Origin of the sequence: Desulfomicrobium baculatum DSM 4028 (assembly GCF_000023225.1) — a bacterium.
Classification (GTDB): Bacteria; Desulfobacterota; Desulfovibrionia; order Desulfovibrionales; family Desulfomicrobiaceae; genus Desulfomicrobium; species Desulfomicrobium baculatum.
Genome location: NC_013173.1, coordinates 2,483,531 through 2,502,745, shown reverse-complemented (window position 1 = coordinate 2,502,745; position 19,215 = coordinate 2,483,531). Strand labels below are relative to the sequence as shown.

At 58.5% G+C, this 19,215-nt stretch carries 21 protein-coding genes; 2 read left to right on the top strand and 19 right to left on the bottom strand.

Annotated features, from left to right (window positions below; all coding sequences use genetic code 11):
* Positions 1–47 precede the first annotated feature (47 nt).
* On the top strand, positions 48–1,124 hold the full coding sequence (locus DBAC_RS10915) for an ATP-binding protein (RefSeq protein WP_228644878.1): 1,077 nt from the start codon (positions 48–50) through the stop codon (positions 1,122–1,124).
* 17 nt (positions 1,125–1,141) lie between these two features.
* On the opposite strand, the gene DBAC_RS10910 is transcribed toward DBAC_RS10915, so the two are convergent.
* The 19 genes from DBAC_RS10910 to DBAC_RS10820 all read right to left on the bottom strand — a co-directional run bounded on the left by DBAC_RS10910 (position 1,142) and on the right by DBAC_RS10820 (position 18,764).
* Entirely contained in the window at positions 1,142–1,618 is a 477-nt protein-coding gene (locus DBAC_RS10910; RefSeq protein WP_015774357.1) for a general stress protein, read from the bottom strand.
* A gap of 350 nt (positions 1,619–1,968) precedes the next feature.
* Entirely contained in the window at positions 1,969–3,093 is a 1,125-nt protein-coding gene (locus tag DBAC_RS10905) for an ABC transporter permease (protein ID WP_015774356.1), read from the bottom strand.
* Between the two features lie 4 nt (positions 3,094–3,097).
* Complete coding sequence (gene rbbA, locus DBAC_RS10900) at positions 3,098–5,881, bottom strand: ribosome-associated ATPase/putative transporter RbbA (RefSeq protein WP_015774355.1); 2,784 nt, start codon at positions 5,879–5,881, stop codon at positions 3,098–3,100.
* Positions 5,878–7,281 (bottom strand): HlyD family secretion protein, encoded by a 1,404-nt coding sequence (locus DBAC_RS10895; protein WP_015774354.1) that lies wholly within the window; start codon positions 7,279–7,281, stop codon positions 5,878–5,880. Before DBAC_RS10895 ends, rbbA begins: the two co-directional genes overlap by 4 nt.
* 24 nt (positions 7,282–7,305) lie before the next feature.
* On the bottom strand, positions 7,306–8,745 hold the full coding sequence (locus tag DBAC_RS10890) for an efflux transporter outer membrane subunit (RefSeq protein WP_015774353.1): 1,440 nt from the start codon (positions 8,743–8,745) through the stop codon (positions 7,306–7,308).
* Positions 8,742–9,656, bottom strand: a complete 915-nt coding sequence (arcC, locus tag DBAC_RS10885; protein ID WP_015774352.1) for a carbamate kinase — start codon at positions 9,654–9,656, stop codon at positions 8,742–8,744. The genes DBAC_RS10890 and arcC overlap by 4 nt, the downstream gene beginning before the upstream one ends.
* 25 nt (positions 9,657–9,681) lie before the next feature.
* Complete coding sequence (gene argF, locus DBAC_RS10880) at positions 9,682–10,680, bottom strand: ornithine carbamoyltransferase (RefSeq protein ID WP_015774351.1); 999 nt, start codon at positions 10,678–10,680, stop codon at positions 9,682–9,684.
* Positions 10,681–10,727: 47 nt separating this feature from the next.
* Positions 10,728–11,951, bottom strand: coding sequence for an arginine deiminase (locus tag DBAC_RS10875; RefSeq protein WP_015774350.1), 1,224 nt, complete (start codon positions 11,949–11,951; stop codon positions 10,728–10,730).
* A gap of 64 nt (positions 11,952–12,015) precedes the next feature.
* Positions 12,016–13,494 carry an arginine-ornithine antiporter gene (gene arcD / locus DBAC_RS10870; RefSeq protein ID WP_015774349.1) on the bottom strand — a complete coding sequence of 493 codons (1,479 nt, stop codon included), beginning with the start codon at positions 13,492–13,494 and terminating at the stop codon, positions 12,016–12,018.
* A 367-nt stretch (positions 13,495–13,861) separates the two neighbouring features.
* Positions 13,862–14,068, bottom strand: a complete 207-nt coding sequence (locus DBAC_RS10865) for a hypothetical protein (RefSeq protein ID WP_015774348.1) — start codon at positions 14,066–14,068, stop codon at positions 13,862–13,864.
* Positions 14,047–14,436 carry a phage holin family protein gene (locus tag DBAC_RS10860; protein WP_015774347.1) on the bottom strand — a complete coding sequence of 130 codons (390 nt, stop codon included), beginning with the start codon at positions 14,434–14,436 and terminating at the stop codon, positions 14,047–14,049. Before DBAC_RS10860 ends, DBAC_RS10865 begins: the two co-directional genes overlap by 22 nt.
* 1 nt (position 14,437) lies before the next feature.
* On the bottom strand, positions 14,438–14,734 hold the full coding sequence (locus DBAC_RS10855; RefSeq protein ID WP_015774346.1) for an ElaB/YgaM/YqjD family protein: 297 nt from the start codon (positions 14,732–14,734) through the stop codon (positions 14,438–14,440).
* A 133-nt stretch (positions 14,735–14,867) separates the two neighbouring features.
* Positions 14,868–15,182 (bottom strand): BON domain-containing protein, encoded by a 315-nt coding sequence (locus tag DBAC_RS10850; protein ID WP_015774345.1) that lies wholly within the window; start codon positions 15,180–15,182, stop codon positions 14,868–14,870.
* A gap of 106 nt (positions 15,183–15,288) precedes the next feature.
* Positions 15,289–15,816, bottom strand: coding sequence for a HEAT repeat domain-containing protein (locus DBAC_RS17940; RefSeq protein WP_015774344.1), 528 nt, complete (start codon positions 15,814–15,816; stop codon positions 15,289–15,291).
* Positions 15,817–15,903: 87 nt separating this feature from the next.
* Positions 15,904–16,056 carry a DUF3309 domain-containing protein gene (locus DBAC_RS18420; protein WP_015774343.1) on the bottom strand — a complete coding sequence of 51 codons (153 nt, stop codon included), beginning with the start codon at positions 16,054–16,056 and terminating at the stop codon, positions 15,904–15,906.
* Positions 16,057–16,136: 80 nt separating this feature from the next.
* Positions 16,137–16,712 carry a lipid-binding SYLF domain-containing protein gene (locus DBAC_RS10835; RefSeq protein WP_015774342.1) on the bottom strand — a complete coding sequence of 192 codons (576 nt, stop codon included), beginning with the start codon at positions 16,710–16,712 and terminating at the stop codon, positions 16,137–16,139.
* Positions 16,713–16,747: 35 nt separating this feature from the next.
* Positions 16,748–16,969 (bottom strand): YMGG-like glycine zipper-containing protein, encoded by a 222-nt coding sequence (locus tag DBAC_RS10830; protein ID WP_015774341.1) that lies wholly within the window; start codon positions 16,967–16,969, stop codon positions 16,748–16,750.
* A gap of 10 nt (positions 16,970–16,979) precedes the next feature.
* Positions 16,980–17,408, bottom strand: coding sequence for a hypothetical protein (locus DBAC_RS19060; RefSeq protein WP_143890896.1), 429 nt, complete (start codon positions 17,406–17,408; stop codon positions 16,980–16,982).
* Positions 17,409–17,600: 192 nt separating this feature from the next.
* On the bottom strand, positions 17,601–18,764 hold the full coding sequence (locus tag DBAC_RS10820) for a baeRF3 domain-containing protein (RefSeq protein ID WP_015774339.1): 1,164 nt from the start codon (positions 18,762–18,764) through the stop codon (positions 17,601–17,603).
* 215 nt (positions 18,765–18,979) lie between these two features.
* Between DBAC_RS10820 and DBAC_RS19055 the strand changes: the two genes are divergently transcribed.
* Complete coding sequence (locus DBAC_RS19055; protein ID WP_143890894.1) at positions 18,980–19,204, top strand: hypothetical protein; 225 nt, start codon at positions 18,980–18,982, stop codon at positions 19,202–19,204.
* The last annotated feature ends 11 nt before the right edge of the window (positions 19,205–19,215 follow it).

Genomic DNA, 19,215 nt, shown 5'->3' with positions numbered 1-19,215 from the left:
TGAAATATAATAGTTGATTATTGTAATATTCTTGTTTAATAATGATTATGAATAAAATAGAAAATTTGTCTTTTGAAGAGTGTTCAAATAAAATATTTGAACTGAGTGGAATGATGTATGAGCCTGAAATAGCATCTGATATATGGTTAAAAATATTAAAACATAAATGGATTCTATCTGAAAAATTGGGAAGAGATGTTGGTGTGAGAACTTCCTGTATTGATTTTTTAGAAAACACGGATCAAGCAGTTGATGAGTACTTTACACAGCGACGTAAAGACACATTGCGTGAGATGGGTGCTCAAACCATCAGCAGCGATCTTTGGAATACCATCTCCGACTCCCAACCTCCAAAACAGTTGATTCAGCGCCGGGTCATTCTCCCCTTGATAGAGGAAGGTCTGGCTACGAAACATGGCGTGGTCCCGCCCAAGGCGATCGTGTTTTTCGGCCCTCCGGGCACAGGCAAGACGCATTTCGTAAAGGCCATCGCCGGAATCCTGTCCTGGTGGTACATAGAGGTCATGCCCAGCATGCTCATGGCGAACGGGGTTGAGAAGATCGGGGCGAATTTGCGGCACGTCATGGAGGAAGTCAGAGGTCTCGACAGGGTGGTTCTCTTCATCGACGAATTCGAGGAGCTCGCGGGCAGCCGCGACATGGGAGACAGGATCGACAAGTCCATCACGAATGAATTTTTGAAACAAATTCCGCTGTTCAAGAATGAAAACAGCAAGATTCTGCTGGTGTGCGCCACCAATTACATTCGCCAACTCGATTCGGCGATGCTGCGCCCCGGAAGGTTTGATTGCATCATACCGGTGGGCGGCCTGGACGATGCCGGAAGAAGGACCATTCTCGAATATTATCTTTCGAAGATAAATGCAGGCAAGGTCGACATTGAGAGCGTAGTCGAGATGACCCGTGGATTTACTCCTGCCGATATCCAGTATTTGTTTCAGCAGATTGCCAGCTTTTCATTTGAGAGGGAGCTGGAAAGCAATACTGACTACCTCGTCACCACGGAAACATTCCTGCATATGAATCCGAAGATTGTCCCGTCCTTGAGTGCCGATGTGCTGGATGAATTCGAAAAAGACAGCGTCACCTATTCTCGGATCTGACGGGATACGGAAATCGTTCAATGAAGGTCGATATGCGATGCTCCGCTGGATTCGAGGAGGCTTTTGACTTTGGTCGTCTCATGATACAGGCAGCTCTCTTCGGGGCTGCCTGTATCGAGCAGCGCCGCGGCCAAGGTGCTCAGCCCGCCAACAACGATCGCACCTCCCAGAAGCCCGACAACCCACGAAGCCGGCGGGCCAAATACGAGGAGGGGGCCGATGCCCGGCAGAACAAAAAGGGCCGAGCCAACAACAAAAAGAGCCAAGCCAAACAACATGCCCCACAGGCCGCCCCAAAACGCCTCGTGATTCCCCCAGTCCATCATGCGCTCGGCTGTATTGTAATAGCCGACAGCATGCTCTTCAGTTTGATTGTCATTACCAATTATGGACAGCTTTTTTCTGTTAAATCTTGACCGCTGGAATTCTTTTATACTCGCTTCAGCTTCGGTATTGGTATTGAAAATTCCTAGTGATACGTGGTTATTTTTCATAACTTATTTTCTTGATTAGCTTTTTTTAATATTGTTGCCATTCACGTAAGAAAAAAATATTTATATATCGACATGGGCATTTCTGCTTTTTTATGAAAGAGCAACAAATACACCAAATGAAATAAATTGAAGAAAAAATTTAAATATTTGAATTTTATTATTAAATTAAAATAAAAATGTACAAATTTAAATTTTGGTAAACAACAATGTCTATTGCATATGACAACATCGCGATATGTGACGGGTATTCGCATGTCAGAGTCGATCGCTGGTTCATTCTTCCCCGACAATTCAGCATATTTCCACTTAACTATCCGATTCTGATGATTAATATTGATGTGTTTACGCCGTCACGCCATCTGGGTGATCGTTTTTCGGAATCGTGCCAGGGCGGCGAAGAACAGCAGGGTGCCAATCGCGGCGATGGCCAGAAACTGGGGCCAGACCACGTCGATGCCTGCTCCGCGATACAGAATGGCCTGCCCTGCCGATACGAAATAGGTGGTGGGTGCGATGAGCATGACGTTCTGAACCAGCTCCGGCATGCTCTCGCGCGGAGTGGCCCCGCCCGAAAGGAGCTGCAGCGGCAGCAGCACCAGCACCAGCAGCATGCCGAATTGGGGCATCGAGCGGGCCAGCGTCGCCAGAAAGATGCCCATGGACGTCGTGGCGAACAGATGCAGCGCCGTCGCCACAATGAAGAGGGCCACCGAACCCTGCACCGGGACCTGCAGGACGCCCTGCACCACGAACACCAGCGCCACCATCGCGGCCAGCAGCACGACCAGCCCCATGGACCAGACCTTGGCCAGCATGATTTCAGCAGGCGTCACGGGCATGACCAGCAAATGCTCGATGGTGCCGTGCTCACGCTCGCGGATCAGCGCCGCGCCAGTCAGGATGATGGACAGCATGGTCACGTTGTTGATGATCTCCATCAGCGAACCGAACCAGGACTTTTCCAGATTGGGGTTGAAGCGCATGCGGAGCAGCAGTTCCACCGGCGGCACCTCGGTACTTCTGTAGCGCTGGACGAATTCGCCGACTTCGCCGGCGACGATCTGCTGGATGTAGCCGTTGCCGGTGAAGGCCTGGCTCATGAGCGTGGCGTCGATATTGAGCTGGATCGCCGGCATTCGTCCGGCCAGCACATCGCGCTGGAATCCCGGCGGAATGTCCAGCACGAAAGTGTAGTCGCCCCTGTCCATGCCGGAATCGATCTGCGCCAGCGCGATCATGGCCGGCGTTTTGAAACGGGGCGGATAAAAACTGGAAACGATACGCGCGGACAGGGGTGAACCGTCCTCGTCGACGATGGCGATGGGTGCGTTGTGCAGGCTCTCCGGCATGGCGGTGGCCGCCACGTAGATCGCGAACGTGAAGGTGTAGGCGATCAGCACCAGCATGATTGGATCGCGCACCAGACTCCACAACTCCTTCACTCCCAGGCGGAGTACATTTTCGATCCGGATCATGAGGTCAGGCCTCCTGTTTTCTGAGCAGCACGATGGCCAGCCCAAGTATGACCGGCACGGCGGCCAGCAGCGGCCAGAACGAAGGGGCCAGGGTGGCGAGCCCGAGCTCCTTGCTGAACACGCCCCGGCTGATGGTCAGGAAATGCGTTGCCGGGTAGATGCTGCCAATGAAGGCGCCCACGCCTTCCAGCGAGGACACCGGGTTGAGCAAGCCGGTAAACTGCACGCAGGGGATGATGGTGCCGATCATGGTCACGAACATGGCGGCGATCTGGCTCCGGGTGAAGGTCGAGGCCAGCAGGCCAAAGCCGGTGGCGCAGATGACGAAGATGAACGCCGCCAGTGCCAGCGTGGCAAAGCTGCCTTTGATTGGCACCCCGAAGACCGTGACGGAGAGCAAAGCCAGGAGCAGGAAATTGACCATGGCCAGTACAATGTAGGGCAACTGCTTGCCCAGCAGGAATTCGCTGCGCGTGACCGGCGTGACATAGAGGTTGATGATGGAGCCCAGCTCCTTCTCGCGCACTACCGACAAGGCGGCCAGCATGGCCGGAATCATCATCAGCAGCATGGGGATCACCGCCGGCACCATGGCCGGCAGACTTTTTACGTCGGGGTTGTAGCGGTAGCGGGTTTCAAGCGTGCTCGCCGCCGCGAGATCGACGCCCATGCGGTGCTTGGCCATGTCGACCAGCCACATCTGGTGCATGGCCTGGACGTAACCGCGCACGGTTTCCGCACGTGTGGGCATGGCGCCGTCGACCCAGGCCCCGATCTGTGCGGGTGTGCCCCGCGCGATGTCACGGGCGAAACCAGGGGGAATTTCGATGGCCAGCGAGAGCTCGCCGCTGCGCATGCGCTGGTCCAGATCGTCGTAGTCGCTGATGGGTGGGCGCTCGATGAAGTAGCGCGAACCCGAGAGGTTGAGCGCATAGTTCTGGCTCAGCACGGTCTGATCGCGGTCGAGCATGGCATAGGACAGGTTCTCGACATCGAGGTTGATTCCGTAGCCGATGATGAACATGAGCAGCGCCGTACCGAGCAGCGCCAATGTGCCGCGCACCGGATCGCGCCGGAGCTCCAGCGATTCGCGTAGCGTGTAGCTGAAGGCCCGGCCGAAATTGAAACCGAAGCGGCGCGGTTTGAGCGGTGCCTTGGTCTGTGGCGCGAGCGGCGCCGTTTCCGACGCGCTCTCCTTGTGCGCGGTGCCGGCTGAAGCTTCTTCCAGATACATGATGAAGGCCTGCTCCAGGGTTTTTGCCTTGCGCCGGAGGGTCAGCTTCGCCGGCGTGTCGCTGACCAGCACTTTTCCGGCATGCATGAGCGAGATGCGGTCGCACCGGGCGGCCTCGTTCATGAAATGGGTGGAGATGAAGATCGTGACGTGATCCTGGCGCGAGAGGTCGATCATCAGCTGCCAGAACATGTCACGCGCCACCGGGTCCACGCCGGAGGTCGGTTCGTCGAGGATCAGCATTTCCGGCTTGTGCACCATGGCCACGGCCAGTGACAGGCGCTGGCGTATGCCAAGCGGCAGATTCGCGGGCATGCTGTCCTGCACGTCCCCGAGGCCGAAGCGTTGCAGCATCTCCCGGGTACGCCCCGGAATTTCCGTCTCGGGCACCTGAAACAGTCGCGCATGCAGCACCAGGTTCTGGCGTACCGAAAGCTCGCCATACAGCGAGAAGCCCTGTGACATGTAGCCCACGCGGCGGCGAATATCGATATCGCGCGAATCGACTTTCTTGCCGAACAGCCACGCTTCGCCCTCGCTGGCCGGCAAGAGTCCGGTCAGCATCTTCATGGTGGTCGACTTGCCGCAGCCGTTGGAGCCGAGAAAGCCGAAGATTTCCCCTCGCTTGATGCGAAAATCGACATGATCGACGGCCACGAAGTCGCCGAAACGCATGGTCAGCCCCTTGGCTTCGATGGCGATGCTGGCGTCATCGGACGCGGCGAGCGGTGGAACGACCACTGCGCGATGGCCGCGGCGTTTTTCCTCGGGCAGCAGGGCGATAAAGGCGGCTTCCAGTGATTCGGTTCGGCTGTTCGTCCGCAATTCGGTCGGCGTGCCAATGGCCAGCACCTTGCCTGCGTCCATGGCCACCAGCCAGTCGAAGCGCTCGGCCTCCTCCATGTAGGCGGTGGCGACGATCACGCTCATGCTGCCGCGTTCGAGACGGATATGACCGATCAGGTCCCAGAATTGCTTGCGTGAGAGCGGATCGACGCCGGTTGTCGGTTCGTCCAGAATCAGGAGGTCGGGATCGTGGATCAGCGCGCTGCACAAGCCCAGCTTCTGCTTCATGCCGCCCGAGAGCTTGCCTGCCGGGCGTGTCAGAAAAGCTCGCAGGCCAGTGCTGGCCGTCAGTTCGTCGATGCGCTGGCGGCGCTCGGCGGCGTTGTGGCCGAACAGGCGGCCGAAAAACTGCAAGTTCTCCTCCACCGAGAGCGTCGGATAGAGGTTTTTGCCAAGGCCCTGCGGCATGTAGGCAATGCGCGGGCAGACCGTGTCGCGGTGGCGCGTATTGGCCATGTCGCCGCCCAGCGCCTCCAGATGCCCCTGCTGCACGGCCCGCGCACCGGCTACGAGGGCCAGCAGGCTGGACTTGCCCACGCCGTCGGGACCGATCAATCCGGCCATGCAACCGGCCGGGATGTCCAGCGTGACGTTGTCCAGCGCCAGCGTCCTGCCGTAGCGCAGGCTGATGCCTGACAGTCGCGCGACAGGTGTCTTGGCGCCGGGTGCAGTAGCACCGGGTGCCGCAGTACCTGGATTCGCTGTCACTGCGGTACCTTGGCCGTAAGCTCGGGCGGCCATTGCGCCTGCGGATCAAGCTTCAACCAGACCATGCCCGGCAGTCCGGTCTTGACCTGCGTGATGTTTTTTTCCAGCAGATCGCGGCCGATCCGGGCCTTGACCCGAAACATCAGCTTCTGCCGCTCACTGGCCGTCTCCACCGTCTTGGGCGTGAACTGCGCGGTGCTGGCCACAAACGAGATCGTGGCCGGGATCACGTACTGCGGTGCGGCGTCGAGCACGATATGCACTTCGCTGCCCAGCGCCAGCTTCCCGGCGGCGGTTTCGGGCACGAAGAAGGTCATGTACACATCACCAAGATCGACCAGATTGAGCACCTTGCCGCCTGCCGCGAGCACCTCGCCCGGTTGCGCGATGCGGTACTGCACGCGGCCATCGCGTGGCGCGACCAGGGCGCTGTCGTCGATGTCAACCTTGATGCGGTCGATGGTGGCCTGCGCCGCGTCAACCGTGGAGCGCGCCCCGGCCACCTGCGCGCGGGCGGCCATGATCGCGGACTGCGCCGCCTGGACCTGCGCCTTGGCCGCGACAACCGCGGCCTGCACGCTGCGCACGCGGGCGCGATCATCGTCAAGCTCCTGGTCCGACGACGCGCCCTCGCCAGCCAGCGTTTCCGAGCGGGCAAGACGCCGCTGGGCGGCGTCGAGTTCGCTCATTCGCTGCGCAACGAGCGCCTGCAGGGCGTGCCGGTCGCTTTCACGCACGGCGACCTGCGCCTCGGCGCTCGCCACCAGGGTGAGGGATTGCTGGTATCGCGCCTGCGCTTCATCACGCTGGGCTTCGAGGGTTTGCACCTGCATGTGCGCCAGGGTCTGGCCTGCCGTGACGAAATCGCCGTCAGCCACCAGGATGTCCTGCACGCGTCCGCTGAATTTGGACGACACATCGATTTCCGTGGCCTCGATGCGGCCGTTGCTGCTGATGAAACCCTCGCCGGGCCCTTTAGGGCGCAGCATTTGCCACGCCACCAGGCCCGCCGCCACAAGGACGGCGGCAATCCCGAGCGGGATCAGCCATTTTTTCCATTTCTGCGGTTGCGGGGTGGCCGGCGCGGCCTCTGGGCTCGCCTCCGGAGCGGGTTTCTTCTCCGCCGGAGCAGGAGCCTCGGAGGCGTTGGCGACCGGGGGCGTGGCCGCCGTGGCTGACGGCTTGCCTTCCGGAGCGGCGGGCGCGGCAGCCGCTGCGGTGGGCACAGGAGCCGGTTCGCCGGGAGCGGCAACCGCCACGTCGGCCACAGGAGTGGCTGATGCGGCCGGGGCATGGGCAGGGGGAACCTGCGCCGCAATGGCTGGCTCCGTGCCAGGAGGCGGAATCGTCACGGTGACCGTGACGGTGTACGGAGGGATGACTGGAGGGGTGGTGGTCATGGGGTGCTCGCGCCTTGTGTGCGGTTAGAAGTACGTGCCGGGGGTGGAAACAAAATCCATGGATCCGCCACCCAACGCGGCATACAGGCTGACGTGGCTCGTCAGCAGTGCCCGGCGCATCTGCACAAGCCGTTGCTCGGTGTCGAGCAGATCGCGCTGGGCGTCGAGCACCTCCAGATAAGCCGAGGCGCCGTTGTCGTAGCGTAGCTGCGAGAGCCGCGCCCGCTCGGTCTGCGTCTCCAGCGCCGCCTGGGCGATGGAGACCTGCCGGGCCAGCCAGTGACGAGCCGAAAGTGCGTCGGCGACATCGCGGAAGGCGGCCTGTACGGTTTTCTCGTAGTTGGCCACGTTCATGTCGAGACGTATTTCGGCGAGGCTCAGGTTGGCGGACCTGAGCCCGCCGTCGAAGATGGGCAGCGAGATGCTCGGGGAGAAAATCCAGGCCAGACTGCCGGCGGCAAACAGATCGCCGAGTTCGGCGCTTGCCGTACCGAGGGAACCGGTCAGGGCAATGCGTGGGAAAAAAGCCGCCCGCGCCGCCCCGATGTTGGCATTGGCGGCTTTCAACCGATGTTCGGCGGCAACGATGTCGGGGCGCTGGAAGAGCAGGTCGGAAGGCAGGCCAGGGCGCACTCGGACAAGGGTGTTTCGTTCGCCTGGCTGATCCTGTTCGGGTGGCGGATCAATGGTCGCCCCGACCAGGAGCGTCAGTGCATGGAACTGTGCTTCACGTTCCTGTTCCAGTTGCGCTCCGAGCGCTTGTGCCTGTGTCAATAGCGTTTGCACCTGGGTCAGGCTGAACCGCGACGTCGAGCCCACCTCCACGCGACGCGTGAAGATGCGGAAACTCTCTGTCCGGCTGGCGATGGTCTGATGCGCCAATGCGATGCGCTCATCAAATTCAAGCAACCTGAAATAGCTGTCGGCCACCTGCGCGACCAGGCCGAGGGCGGCTGCACGACGAGCGGCATCGGTGGCCAGAAAGTTTTCCAGCGCGGCGTCCTGCAGGCTGCGTACGCGCCCCCAGAAATCAAGCTCCCAGCTGGCCATGCCCAGCCCGGCTTGAAACTGGCTGGCGAAAAGCGTCTTGCCGGTCATGTTCAGATCGGCCGGAGTCCGTGAACGGTCTTCGCCAGCCTGAATTCCGACAGTCGGAAAAAGCTCCGAGCGCTGGATGCCATGGACGGCGCGCGCTTCCTCGACCCGCAGCACTGCGGTTCGCAGGTCGCGGTTGTTGTCCAGCGCGCGCTGGATCAGGTTCTGCAATGACGGGTCGATGAAATAGTCGCGCCAGCCGATGGCCGATGCCGAAGCTCCGTCCTGCGCGTTGTCCGGGGCGTATATGGGAGCCACCGGAAGGGCGGGCGCTTCATAACGTGGAGCCATGGAGGCGCAGCCGGACAGAAGAATCATGGCGGCAATACAGAGGAGCGCGCCCCTTCGCATGCGGGAATCTGTGTTCATGGTGCTTCGCTGACCTCGGTCCCGGCGCGTCCCGCAAGCATTTCTTCGATCCGTTCAAGAGAGCCGATCACTGCCCTTTTTCCGGAGGCCCGGGCAAAATGGCAGGCGGCTTCGACTTTTGGCCCCATCGATCCCGTCTGGAACGTGTGTTGTTCCAGCGCCTGCGGGGTCACTTTTCCCAGCGCGCGTTGACCGGGCTTTCCCCAGTCAAGGTAAACCGCGTCCACGTCGGTGGCGATGACCAGACAGTCGGCCTCCAGCTCAATCGCCAGCGCGCAGCTGCACAGATCCTTGTCGATGACGGCCTCTACCCCATGCAGGCTGCGGCCATCGGCGCCCCGTGCGACCGGGATGCCGCCACCGCCCGCAGCGATGACCAGCGCACCGCGTTCGAGCAGCCAGCGAATCGGTTCCATGCCGAGCACGCGCATGGGTTGCGGCGAAGGCACCACACGGCGAAAACCGTCTCCATCGGGAGCCATGGACCACTGCTTGTCAGCGGCGATGCGCTGTGACTCGGCCTGTGTGTACACGGGGCCGATCGGCTTGTGGGGGTTTTGAAAGGCCGGGTCCCCCGGATCCACCTCCACACGCGTCAGCAAGGTCGTCACCACGCGCGAGGCAGGCAACAGGTTGCAAAGCTCCTGTTCAAGCAGATAGCCTATCATTCCATCTGTTTGCGCGCCCAGTACATCCAGCGGGTAGGCTTCCACCGCCCTGTAGGAGGCTTCCTGCAACGCCAGCAGGCCCACCTGCGGGCCGTTGCCATGCGTCAGCACCAGCTGGTGCGACGATGCCACGCGGGCAAGCTGTGAAGCCGCTCGGCGGATGTTCTCCAATTGGTTCTCGGAGGTAGGGGCCTGATCGCGGCGCAACAGGGCATTGCCTCCAAGGGCGACGACCAGTTTCATGAGCGGCCTCCTGGTGTGAGTATTTTCATGCGAGGGTGGCCACGAGCACGGCCTTGATGGTGTGCATCCGGTTTTCGGCCTGGGTGAAGACGATGGAGGCTTCGGACTCGAACACGTCATCGGTCACTTCGAGTTCGCTCAGGCCATATTTTTCGTGCACTTCGCGGCCGACTTCGGTTTCGAGATTGTGGAACGCGGGCAGGCAATGCATGAACCGCGTGTGCGGTTTGCCCGTTGCCTGCATCAGGCCGGTGTTAATTTGATAGGGCAGCAGCAGCTCAAGACGCTCTTTCCATACGTCGTCCGGCTCTCCCATCGAAACCCAGACGTCCGTATAGAGAAAATCCGCGCCCGCGACGGCTTTCAGAGGATCGGTTTCGATGGTGATGCGTGCTCCGGTGGTCTGCGCAAGGGCGCGCATCTCATCCACGAGCGGCGGCGGTGGCTGAAATCCGTCTGGCGCGGCAATACGAACGTCCATGCCCATCTGCACTCCGCCGACCAGCAGGGAGCAGCCCATGTTGAAGCGGGCATCCCCCAGATAGCAAAAGGACATTTCATGCAGCGGCCTGTCCCCGAACTCCTCCATGGTCATCAGGTCGGCCAGGACCTGAGTGGGGTGCGACTCATCGGTCAGGCCGTTCCAGACCGGCACGTGAGAATGGCGGGCCAGGTCTTCGACAGCGGTCTGATCGTATCCCCGGTACTCGATCCCGTCATACAGCCGACCCAGAACCCTGGCCGTATCCTTGAGCGACTCCTTGTGCCCCAATTGGGAACCGGCCGAATCAAGGTAGGTGACATGCCCCCCCTGATCGTGCACCGCCACTTCGAAAGAGCAGCGCGTGCGTGTCGAAGATTTTTCGAAAATGAGAACAATGTTTTTGCCCTTCAGACGAGGGATTTCGTTGCCGGCATATTTGGAGTGTTTCAACTCCTTGGCCAGGCTGAGCAAAAAGCGGATTTCCCTTGGAGAGAAATCCTTCAGGGCCAGCAGACTCTTGTTGCGTAGATTGAAACTCATGTGTGTATCCCGTTTTAAAGAATGTATCGCTTTGGCCTGATGCGAGCCTAGACCTCGTCACGTTCGATGGGGCACGACATGCAGTGGCTCCCGCCACGGCCCCGGCCCAGTTCCGCGCCTGAGATCGTGATCACTTCCACTCCGGCCTTGCGCAGCAGGGTGTTGGTGTAGGTGTTGCGTTCGTAGGCCATCACCACGCCCGGAGCGAGGGCGAGCAGGTTGTTGCCATCGTCCCATTGCTCGCGTTCGACCTCGTAGGCGTCGCCGCCGGTAGCCACCGTGCGCAGTTTTGCAACACCAATGGCCTTGGCGACCACATCGAGGAAGGGCTTTGATTCGCTCCGGACATCGAGCGTGCCCTCCCGCTTGCCGGGCCGCAGGGTGTGAACGCGGATCGCATCGACCATCTCGGGAAAGACGGTCACCAGATCGACGTCGCAAAAGGTGCAGACAGTATCGAGATGCATCGCGCCGCGCGACTTGGGAATTTGCGCGGCCAGCACGGTGGTCGCCGCGCCGCCCGCGAACAGGCTGCGGGCCAGTTGGCTGACGCCCTGCGGAGAGCTTCGCTCGCCCATGCCGATCAGCACGACACCGTTGCGCAGGGGCATGACATCGCCGCCCTCGATGGTGGCCTGTCCATGATCCTGATCCGGATCGCCCCACCATTCCCGGACCTGGCCGGAAAACATGGGATGAAAGCGGTACACGGCGGCCATGAGCAGCGTTTCCTGCCTGCGCGCGGGCCAGAACATCGGGCACAGAACCGCGCCTTCCCCGATCCAGCAACTGTTGTCACGCGTGAACAGGATGTTGGGCAGCGGAGGGAGGAGAAAATCGGCAGGAGTCGTAAAGTGTCCCAGCAGCCCCGTGGGTTCGAAAGGCAATTCGGCTCGCGACAGCCCTCCAATCAGATGGTCGGCGAGCTTTGCCTCGGGCAGTTCTTCAAGCCAGGGGCGCAGTTGCAGGGCTGTCTCCTCGTCGATGAAACCGGGACCGAGCTTGCGGTCGAGCAGCCACGAACGTGCTGCCGGATCGCCGAGCGTATCCGTGAGCAGATCGTGCAGTTCGAGAACCTCGACGCCGCGCTCGGTCATGGCATTGGTAAATGTATCGTGATCGTTCATGGCCTGCGCCACCCACAGCACGTCGTCGAACAGCAGGTCATGACAGTTTGCCGGTGTCAGACGCTTATGGGCAAGGCCGGGTCGACAGACCAGCAGCTTGCGTAGCCGGCCGACCTCCGAGTGAAGTCCTTTTGAAGGAACCATTATATTCTCCATTGTTGAAGTCCGTTTTCATGAATTGCCACAAGCCGGGTCACGTGGGCCTGATTCACAGGCCAAGACGGCCGGTTGCGAGCAGATAGGTGGACGCAAGGGCAAGAACGATTAGCGCTCCGAGGATGAAGCGTTCCCGAGCGGTGAACGCACGCTCGCCGCGCTGACGTTTGGCTACCAGGTACAGCACGGCACCTGGCGCATAGAGCAGGGCGCTGAGCAGGAGGTATTTCAGTCCGGCGGCATAGAGCAGCCAGAGGCAGTAGATCGTGGCCAGGGTTGCGACTGGAATGTCGAGACGGTTCAACCGGGCGTTTCCCGCGCCGTGGTGGACCTTGTCCCGCCACGTCAGCGACAGCCCGTACACGGCACTGAACAGATACGGGACGAGGATCATCGCCGTGGAAAGCGAGATCAGAGCCAGATAGGAAGCCTTTGAGAAGAGTGTCAGCAGCAGAAAGATCTGCACCATGGAGCTGGTCAGCCACAGGGCGTTTGCAGGCACGCCCTTGTGATTTTGACGCGCAAGCCAGGTCGGCATGACCCCGTCTCCGGCCGGAGTGAAGAGCGATTCGGCGGCCAGCAGCGTCCAGGCCAGAAATCCGCCGCCAACCGACACGATGAGTCCGATGTAGATCAGTATCGCGCCCCAGGTGCCCACCGCCTTTTCGAGCACGCCGGCCATGGAGGGATTCTTGAGTGCCGCCAGTTCCGGCTGCGCGAAGATTCCAAGCGAGAGGAGCGAGACGGACATGAGCAGCATGAGAGTGATCAGGAAGCCGATGACCGTGGCCCGGCCCACATCAGCCCGCTGCCGAGCCCGCGCGGAGTAGACGCTTGCGCCTTCGATGCCGATGAAGACCCAGACCGTGACAAGCATCGTGCTTTTGACCTGATCAAGCACCGAGCCAAGCCCGGGATCTCCCCAGAAATTGAAACTGAAGGTGTCGACCTGGAAGGCCATGGCCACCAGGATGATGAAAAGCACCAGCGGCACGATCTTGGCGAGGGTGACCGCGGCGTTGAGCACTGCTGCGCCTTGGATCCCGCGCAGAACCAGGACGTGCACGACCCATACGACGACCGAAGCGCCAATGATCGAACTCAGCGTGTTCCCTGCGCCAAAGGCCGGATAGAAGTAGCCAAGAGCCCCGAAAGCGGCCACCAGATACCCGACATTGCCGATCCATGCGCTGATCCAGTAGCCCCATGCCGAGTTGAAGCCGACATACTCGCCCGACAGGGCTCGGGCATACGCATACACGCCATTGTCCAGTTCGGGCTTCCGGATCGCAAGCCGCTGGTAGACAAGCGCGAGCATGAGCATGCCAACGCCGGTAACAGCCCAGCCGATGAGGATCGCGCCTGCGCCTGCGCCCGCTGCCATGTTTTGCGGCAGTCCAAAAATGCCACTGCCGATGGTTGACCCCACGACCAGCGCCACCAGCAACGCAACGCCCAGAGATTCTTTGGCATTGCTGACCGCGGATGCGGGCGGTGGGTCAGAAGCCACGGCGGTATTTTGTGAAGCCATGCAACACTCCTTTGGTACTTTTTTTCTTTATGCCAAGTCATTGGGAAACATTCAGAACGGGGGCGGGCAACATGTGCATGGAGCGGTCTTGTGCGTATGGGGCGCACGCGGATTTCATGATCCGCAGCCAGGGGCAGATTGTTCCATGGATAAATTTCCCCTCCCGGCGTGAGGCCCGGGAGGGGTATCCTCAACTCGCGATTGCGACGCCGCGCATGAAGGGGAAGTGATCTGCGCGGACCCTAGCAAGGAGGCGATACGAGACTACCGTTCATGCGCGGTGTCGCAATCGCGAGAAAATTGTCTGAACCGAACAGCTGTTCATTCTTGCCGGCGCGTGTCCGTGACTGGATGATCAGGGCGCGTGTCACTGTCGACGGTCTTTGCGGTCACGCAGCCGCTGAATGATCTGTTGGAGCACGGCAAATCCCAGGGTGACGTTTGTGGCTGTGCGAAGCGCCCCGGATACCAGTTCCCGCAATTCGATATGGACCAGCTGCCGGTGCAGGTCGCAGCAAATGCCAAGCCTGGCTTTCTCATCCCGAATCAGATCTAGTTTTTGGTCAAGAAGCATGTCGCGTCCTTTTTGAGTTCAGCCACGCTCTGGTCAAAGGCCAAGGGGTTTTGTGCAAGAGCTCTTACGAGGGTGCGAAAGGCGGCCACTCCTGCGATCAGGCTGGCTACGGCCAGGGTTGCGAGCCCATAGACCCGCCACTCTGGCGGCAATATCCACACTCCGGCCACCATCAGCAGTACGAGACCGAGCAGGGAAAAGACCACCCCCAGACAGACCAGGACCAAGGCCTGCACGAAACGGATTTTGGCCTCCCGCAGTTCAAGCGCCAGCAGTGCCAGGCGGTCCTGAAGGATTTGGGTGGCAACCCCGCCGAGCCGGGTTGCCGCGCCGGTGAATCCGAAAATCCCCGTGGAGAGCCTGTTCACGTTATTTCCTGGTCATCATCCAGCCCAGGAGCAGGCCGGAGATAAAGGTTCCGCCGATGACATAGTACGGTTTGAGGTGAATGAACTCGTCGGCGGACTGAACCTTGTCCATGACCTTGGCTTCCAGTTCATCGTATTCGCCTTTGGCCGAATCCAGACGCTGCTTGAGCATGGTTCTGGCTGTTGCGATGCGCTCGTCAAGCTCTCCTGCTGTCGCATCCACGAGGGCTTCGGCATGCTCCATGATGTGGCGCATTTCCTTGGATATGATTTTTTTGTTGTCGTAAGTATGGGCCATTGTGGTTATCTCCGTTTGGCTAGGACCCGAAGATCGTTCTTCGGATCCGCTCCTGCTTGATGGATCACCTGTTTTTACTTCGATTGCAGATCGCTTTAAAAACGAAAGATCATCCGTGTTGTAAAAAAACAGGTCATTTAACAACAATGTTGTTTATCACCGACTTCACGCCATCCACATCACGGGCAATCTGTTCTGCTTTGTTGTAGTTTTTTGAAGAATCGACAAATCCGCTGAGTTGAACGACTCCCTTGAATGTTTCCACGTTGATCTGTCGTGATTTCAAGGAGTCTTCATCAAAGATGGCGGCCTTGACCTTGGCGGTGATGGCGGAGTCGTCAACATACTGCCCGGTGCTTTGTCTTGTGTCTGATCCGGCACAGCCCATAAATGAAGCAAGCAGCAGAGTGCATAGAATTATTTTAAAAATATTCACGAAACGGTCCATGATGTTATCTCCATTGTTTCTTTAGTAACATAGTGTTCGTGCTTCTTGAAAATTCGATGCATGGGTTCTTAGAAGTGGATGGTGACTCATACTTTGGCCACGCATCTCAGTCCCAATCCGCGTCATCGCTCCTCATTCGCTTCAGAATTTCTCCCGCGACGATTCCTCCCGCCTCCGGAAGCGCCGAGTCCTCAAGGGCAGTCATGAGTTCTTCCAGCAGGTCGTTGAATCCTTCCGACTTTTGACCGCTGAACACATGACGTGTTCCGCTGCGGCGTCTCACGGAATCCACGCCGTTTTCGATCAGCTTTTGCAGCAGGAGCCTCCAGGCGGCCTTTTCGAATTTTTTCAAGGCCAGCCCCGCAAGCCAGGCCACGTCGGCGTCAGTGTCGTCGAGTGCGTGCACAAGGGCGGGTATCGATCTGGCATCGACGATCTCGCCCAGCGCTTTTGCGGCGCCCCAGCGGGTATGGTCCAGCTTCGAGTGCTTGAGTGCCTCCGAGAGGGGGATGACGGCGGGGTCGCCCATTTCCACCAGTGCTATCCGCGCTTTCTGGCGAACCAGGCCATCTTTGCTTTCAAGCATTTTCATCAGGGATTGCAGGTTTGCGTCGGTCGACGGTTGTGTGTTCATGGTGGCCCTCAAAATTTTTACAAATCTTTGAAAAAGACGTCATGTGTTAAGCTGGCGGCCAAATTGAAGCGGCTTCCAGGCAGTGCTTCAAATCCTTCCCATAAGCATCAGAATGACCACGATCAAAAGGATGAGCCCAAGCCCGCCGCTTGGATAGTATCCCCAACTTTTGCTGTGCGGCCATGCCGGGAAGGCTCCGATAAGTATAAGAACCAGAATGATGATGAGTATAAGGCCCATGATTTTTCTCCTTCCTTGCCCGGCAGGGCCGGATCGCGCCGTGCGAGCACGCGATCCTGCCTGGCGCGGTCAACGGCGATTTATTTATTGAGCTTCGTGAACTTCGCGCCTTTCAGTGAAGCATCGACCATCAGCCCCTCGGGACTGAAGACAAAGGCCACGACGGGATCTTTGAGCGACGTGGTGTCCAGCCTCTTGCCGCCGCCGACGTCGATGAACGCCACATTGCCGGTGACGCCGATTTCCCAGCCGTCGATATTTATAAAGTCGTCAAGAGCTTTCTGGGTCATGAAGGCAAGGATGATATCCATCTGTTCCGCGCCAAAGGTGAACCCATAGGACCCGGCGATGAGATTGTAGTATCCGGTGGTCTTGCCGTGCACGCGAAGGGCTCCCTGGCCGTAGGTACCGCCAAGAACAAAGCCGGCCTTGGTGACGTCGGACATGATGAGGAGCGCTTTCGCCTCCTGTGCGACCTCCTTGCCTCCGTTTACCTCTTTGTAAAAACGCTGCAGCGTCATGTCGGCGTGCGTGTCGATCTCTTCAGCTGTTCGTGCCAGCGCGGCGCTTGCGCATACGCACATCATCGCCAGCATTACGAGCAGAAAGACGCCGTGTGTTATGCCCGGCATGTGCTTTTTAATGAATTCGTTCATGGTAACTCCCTTGCGTGTTGCACAGTTGAAAGCCATTATTTCTGATTGCCGTAAATGCCGCCTGCGACACCGCCCAGCGCGCCGCCTATCAGGGCGCCAGCTCCCAGGGAGCCTCCAGTCAGGGCGCTGATCCCAAGGCCCGCGCCGGCTCCGATGGCACCTCCGGACAAGGCTCCCTGCTGCGTACGGGACATATTCGTACAGGCGGAAGCACTCAGAAGCATCAATATCATGAGAGCGAGAAGTATTTTTTGCATATCCAATTCCTTAGTTTTTCAGGTTGGGTTTGATCATTTCATGCCAAAGAACATCAAATACCAGCCTGTCTGTTTTGCCGGGGTTTGCTTCATAGTATTTGTCGAGACTGGAAGCCATTTCCGCCCAGCTCATGTTGTCAAAAGCCTCGATCCAGCCCTTGATGAACTTGGAGGGCTCTTCCGAACGTTTTGCCCGCATCTGGTATTCAAGGGCGACGGCCGTTCCCGCCCCGAAGAGGAATGCCTTTTTTTCCGGATCGGTCGACTTCATCCAGACGTATCCATCGACATCCGGCGCAGGACTGGTTGTTGTGCCTTGTGCAAAGCAGGAAGATGCTCCTGTAAAGAGAAGTCCTGCGAGCAAAAAAACGGAAAAATATCTGAAAATTATCATATCCACCTCTGTTGTTAGATGTTGGGGACGCAAAGATATGAGCAATAAGCGTTCCGCTGATTTTCAACAATTTGGTCGAATTAATATGCTGAATTAATTATTTAAATAATTTGACTGAAAATATTGCGCACTAAAACCATTTATTTGGTCCATCATATGTTCTGTATCCGCAATATATGACAGCATGCACGCTGTGGACGCATCAAAAGGACGGCTTCTGTCAGCCGTCCACGCCGCTCAATATCGGAAGGTGGCGGCCAGTCCCGTTTTGCCGGGTACCTGATCGGCCGGCATGACCAGAACCTTTCCACCCATCTTGTCCACCAACTCCCCCAGATCGTCGAGCAGATCATTGGCGCCGGATTTGTTTGTGTTCGACAGTTCGTAGCTGCCCGCGTCACCTACTATTCGTCCGGCTATCTCGCGATCGGATGCGATCATGAGCTTCGACACTCGTCCGGACGCGGCTCCCCTCAAGACCTCTCCCAGGTCATCGCTGCCGAATCCGCGAGACTGCGCTTCCATGTACTCGTCAAGCAACGTGGTCAGCCAGGTCTGGTACTGCGGTTCGAGTATTGCTTGTGCGCGTTTGCGAAGTTCGGAGGTTGTCAGGACAAAGGGGTTGAGATTGAGGCCATCTTTCATGAGGAGCGAGTTATGACTGATGCTTCGGAAAAGATGATGATGCTCCGGCAAGGCGGCCAGAAGCAACGGAAGGCCGGTGGGACGCGAGTGATGTTCAAGCACCGCGCGATCAACGGCTCGGAAGAAACGCTGTGCATCCTTGTCGGCTTCATCTTTCTTGCTGCCCTGGCCGTGACGCATGGGGCCGCTTCTTCCACCCGTGCCGCCGTACGAGGCAACGGTCTGATGCGGTTCGGTCAACTCAGCGCCAAGAGCATCGGTGATTGTCCGCGGGACTCCCTGGGCGGGTTCAATCTCTTCCAGCGTGCCAATATCGCCCTCGAAGAGTTTGATTTCGGTCAGGCTCAGTCCGAGGATTTGGTAGCGACCGACAAATTGCAAAAAACGTCGTAAGGGCTTGACGTGAAAGCTGCCCGCCACGAGGGCCAATTCGGCGACCGGTCGCCTGAGTCGGAACACCCGAAACACGCCCGCACTGCTAAAGACGGCGAGTCCATCCAGGGTCTGAGTCCAGAATTCGTGATCAAGCGCGAGCTCTTCAAACGGCTCCAGAAAGTGTCTGATCTCGGGTTTTGGATATTTCAGACTGAGTGATGATTCGAAAATTTTCAGCAGGTTGCGGTATCTTATCAGGTCCTGCTGGTTTTCGGGGCCGTGGCGATGCGTCGGCTGGTACAAAGACAGGCACGGCGGTTGATGCGGTGCGGTCAGTTCGGCTAAAGACTCAACGGTGGGTGATGATCTGATTTGTAACACTTTTCTGCCTCCTGTTGTTGGTCCGATACGACCAGGTAGTCATGGAGTGTTCCGTTCCGGAGAGAAACTGATTGGTCGCACTCATCCCTGTTCAGGATGCGCTGCCCAAAATTCCATTAACCCAAGTCTGTGCGGACTCTGGCAAAATTCGAAGCGCAACTTTCGTGCCCGAAAGACCGTGCGATTTCGTGTGTGTAACTATTTGATTTTAAGGAATGAATAAAATTGAAGTGAGCGCGGATATGAGAAATCCGTCACTGGAAATCGTCAAATTATGCAAAAATGCCGTATATGGCAGTCTGCGCGAGCCGGATAGTCGCCTGAATCCGGCGTGGGGAAAATGGATGTTTGAGTGCACGCAGGGGGCGTGCAAAAAAGATGGTTTTGTGGAACGCGCTGGTGGATTGGCCGGTCCGGGGAGTGCGCCTTACCCCGGTTGACCGGACTTTAA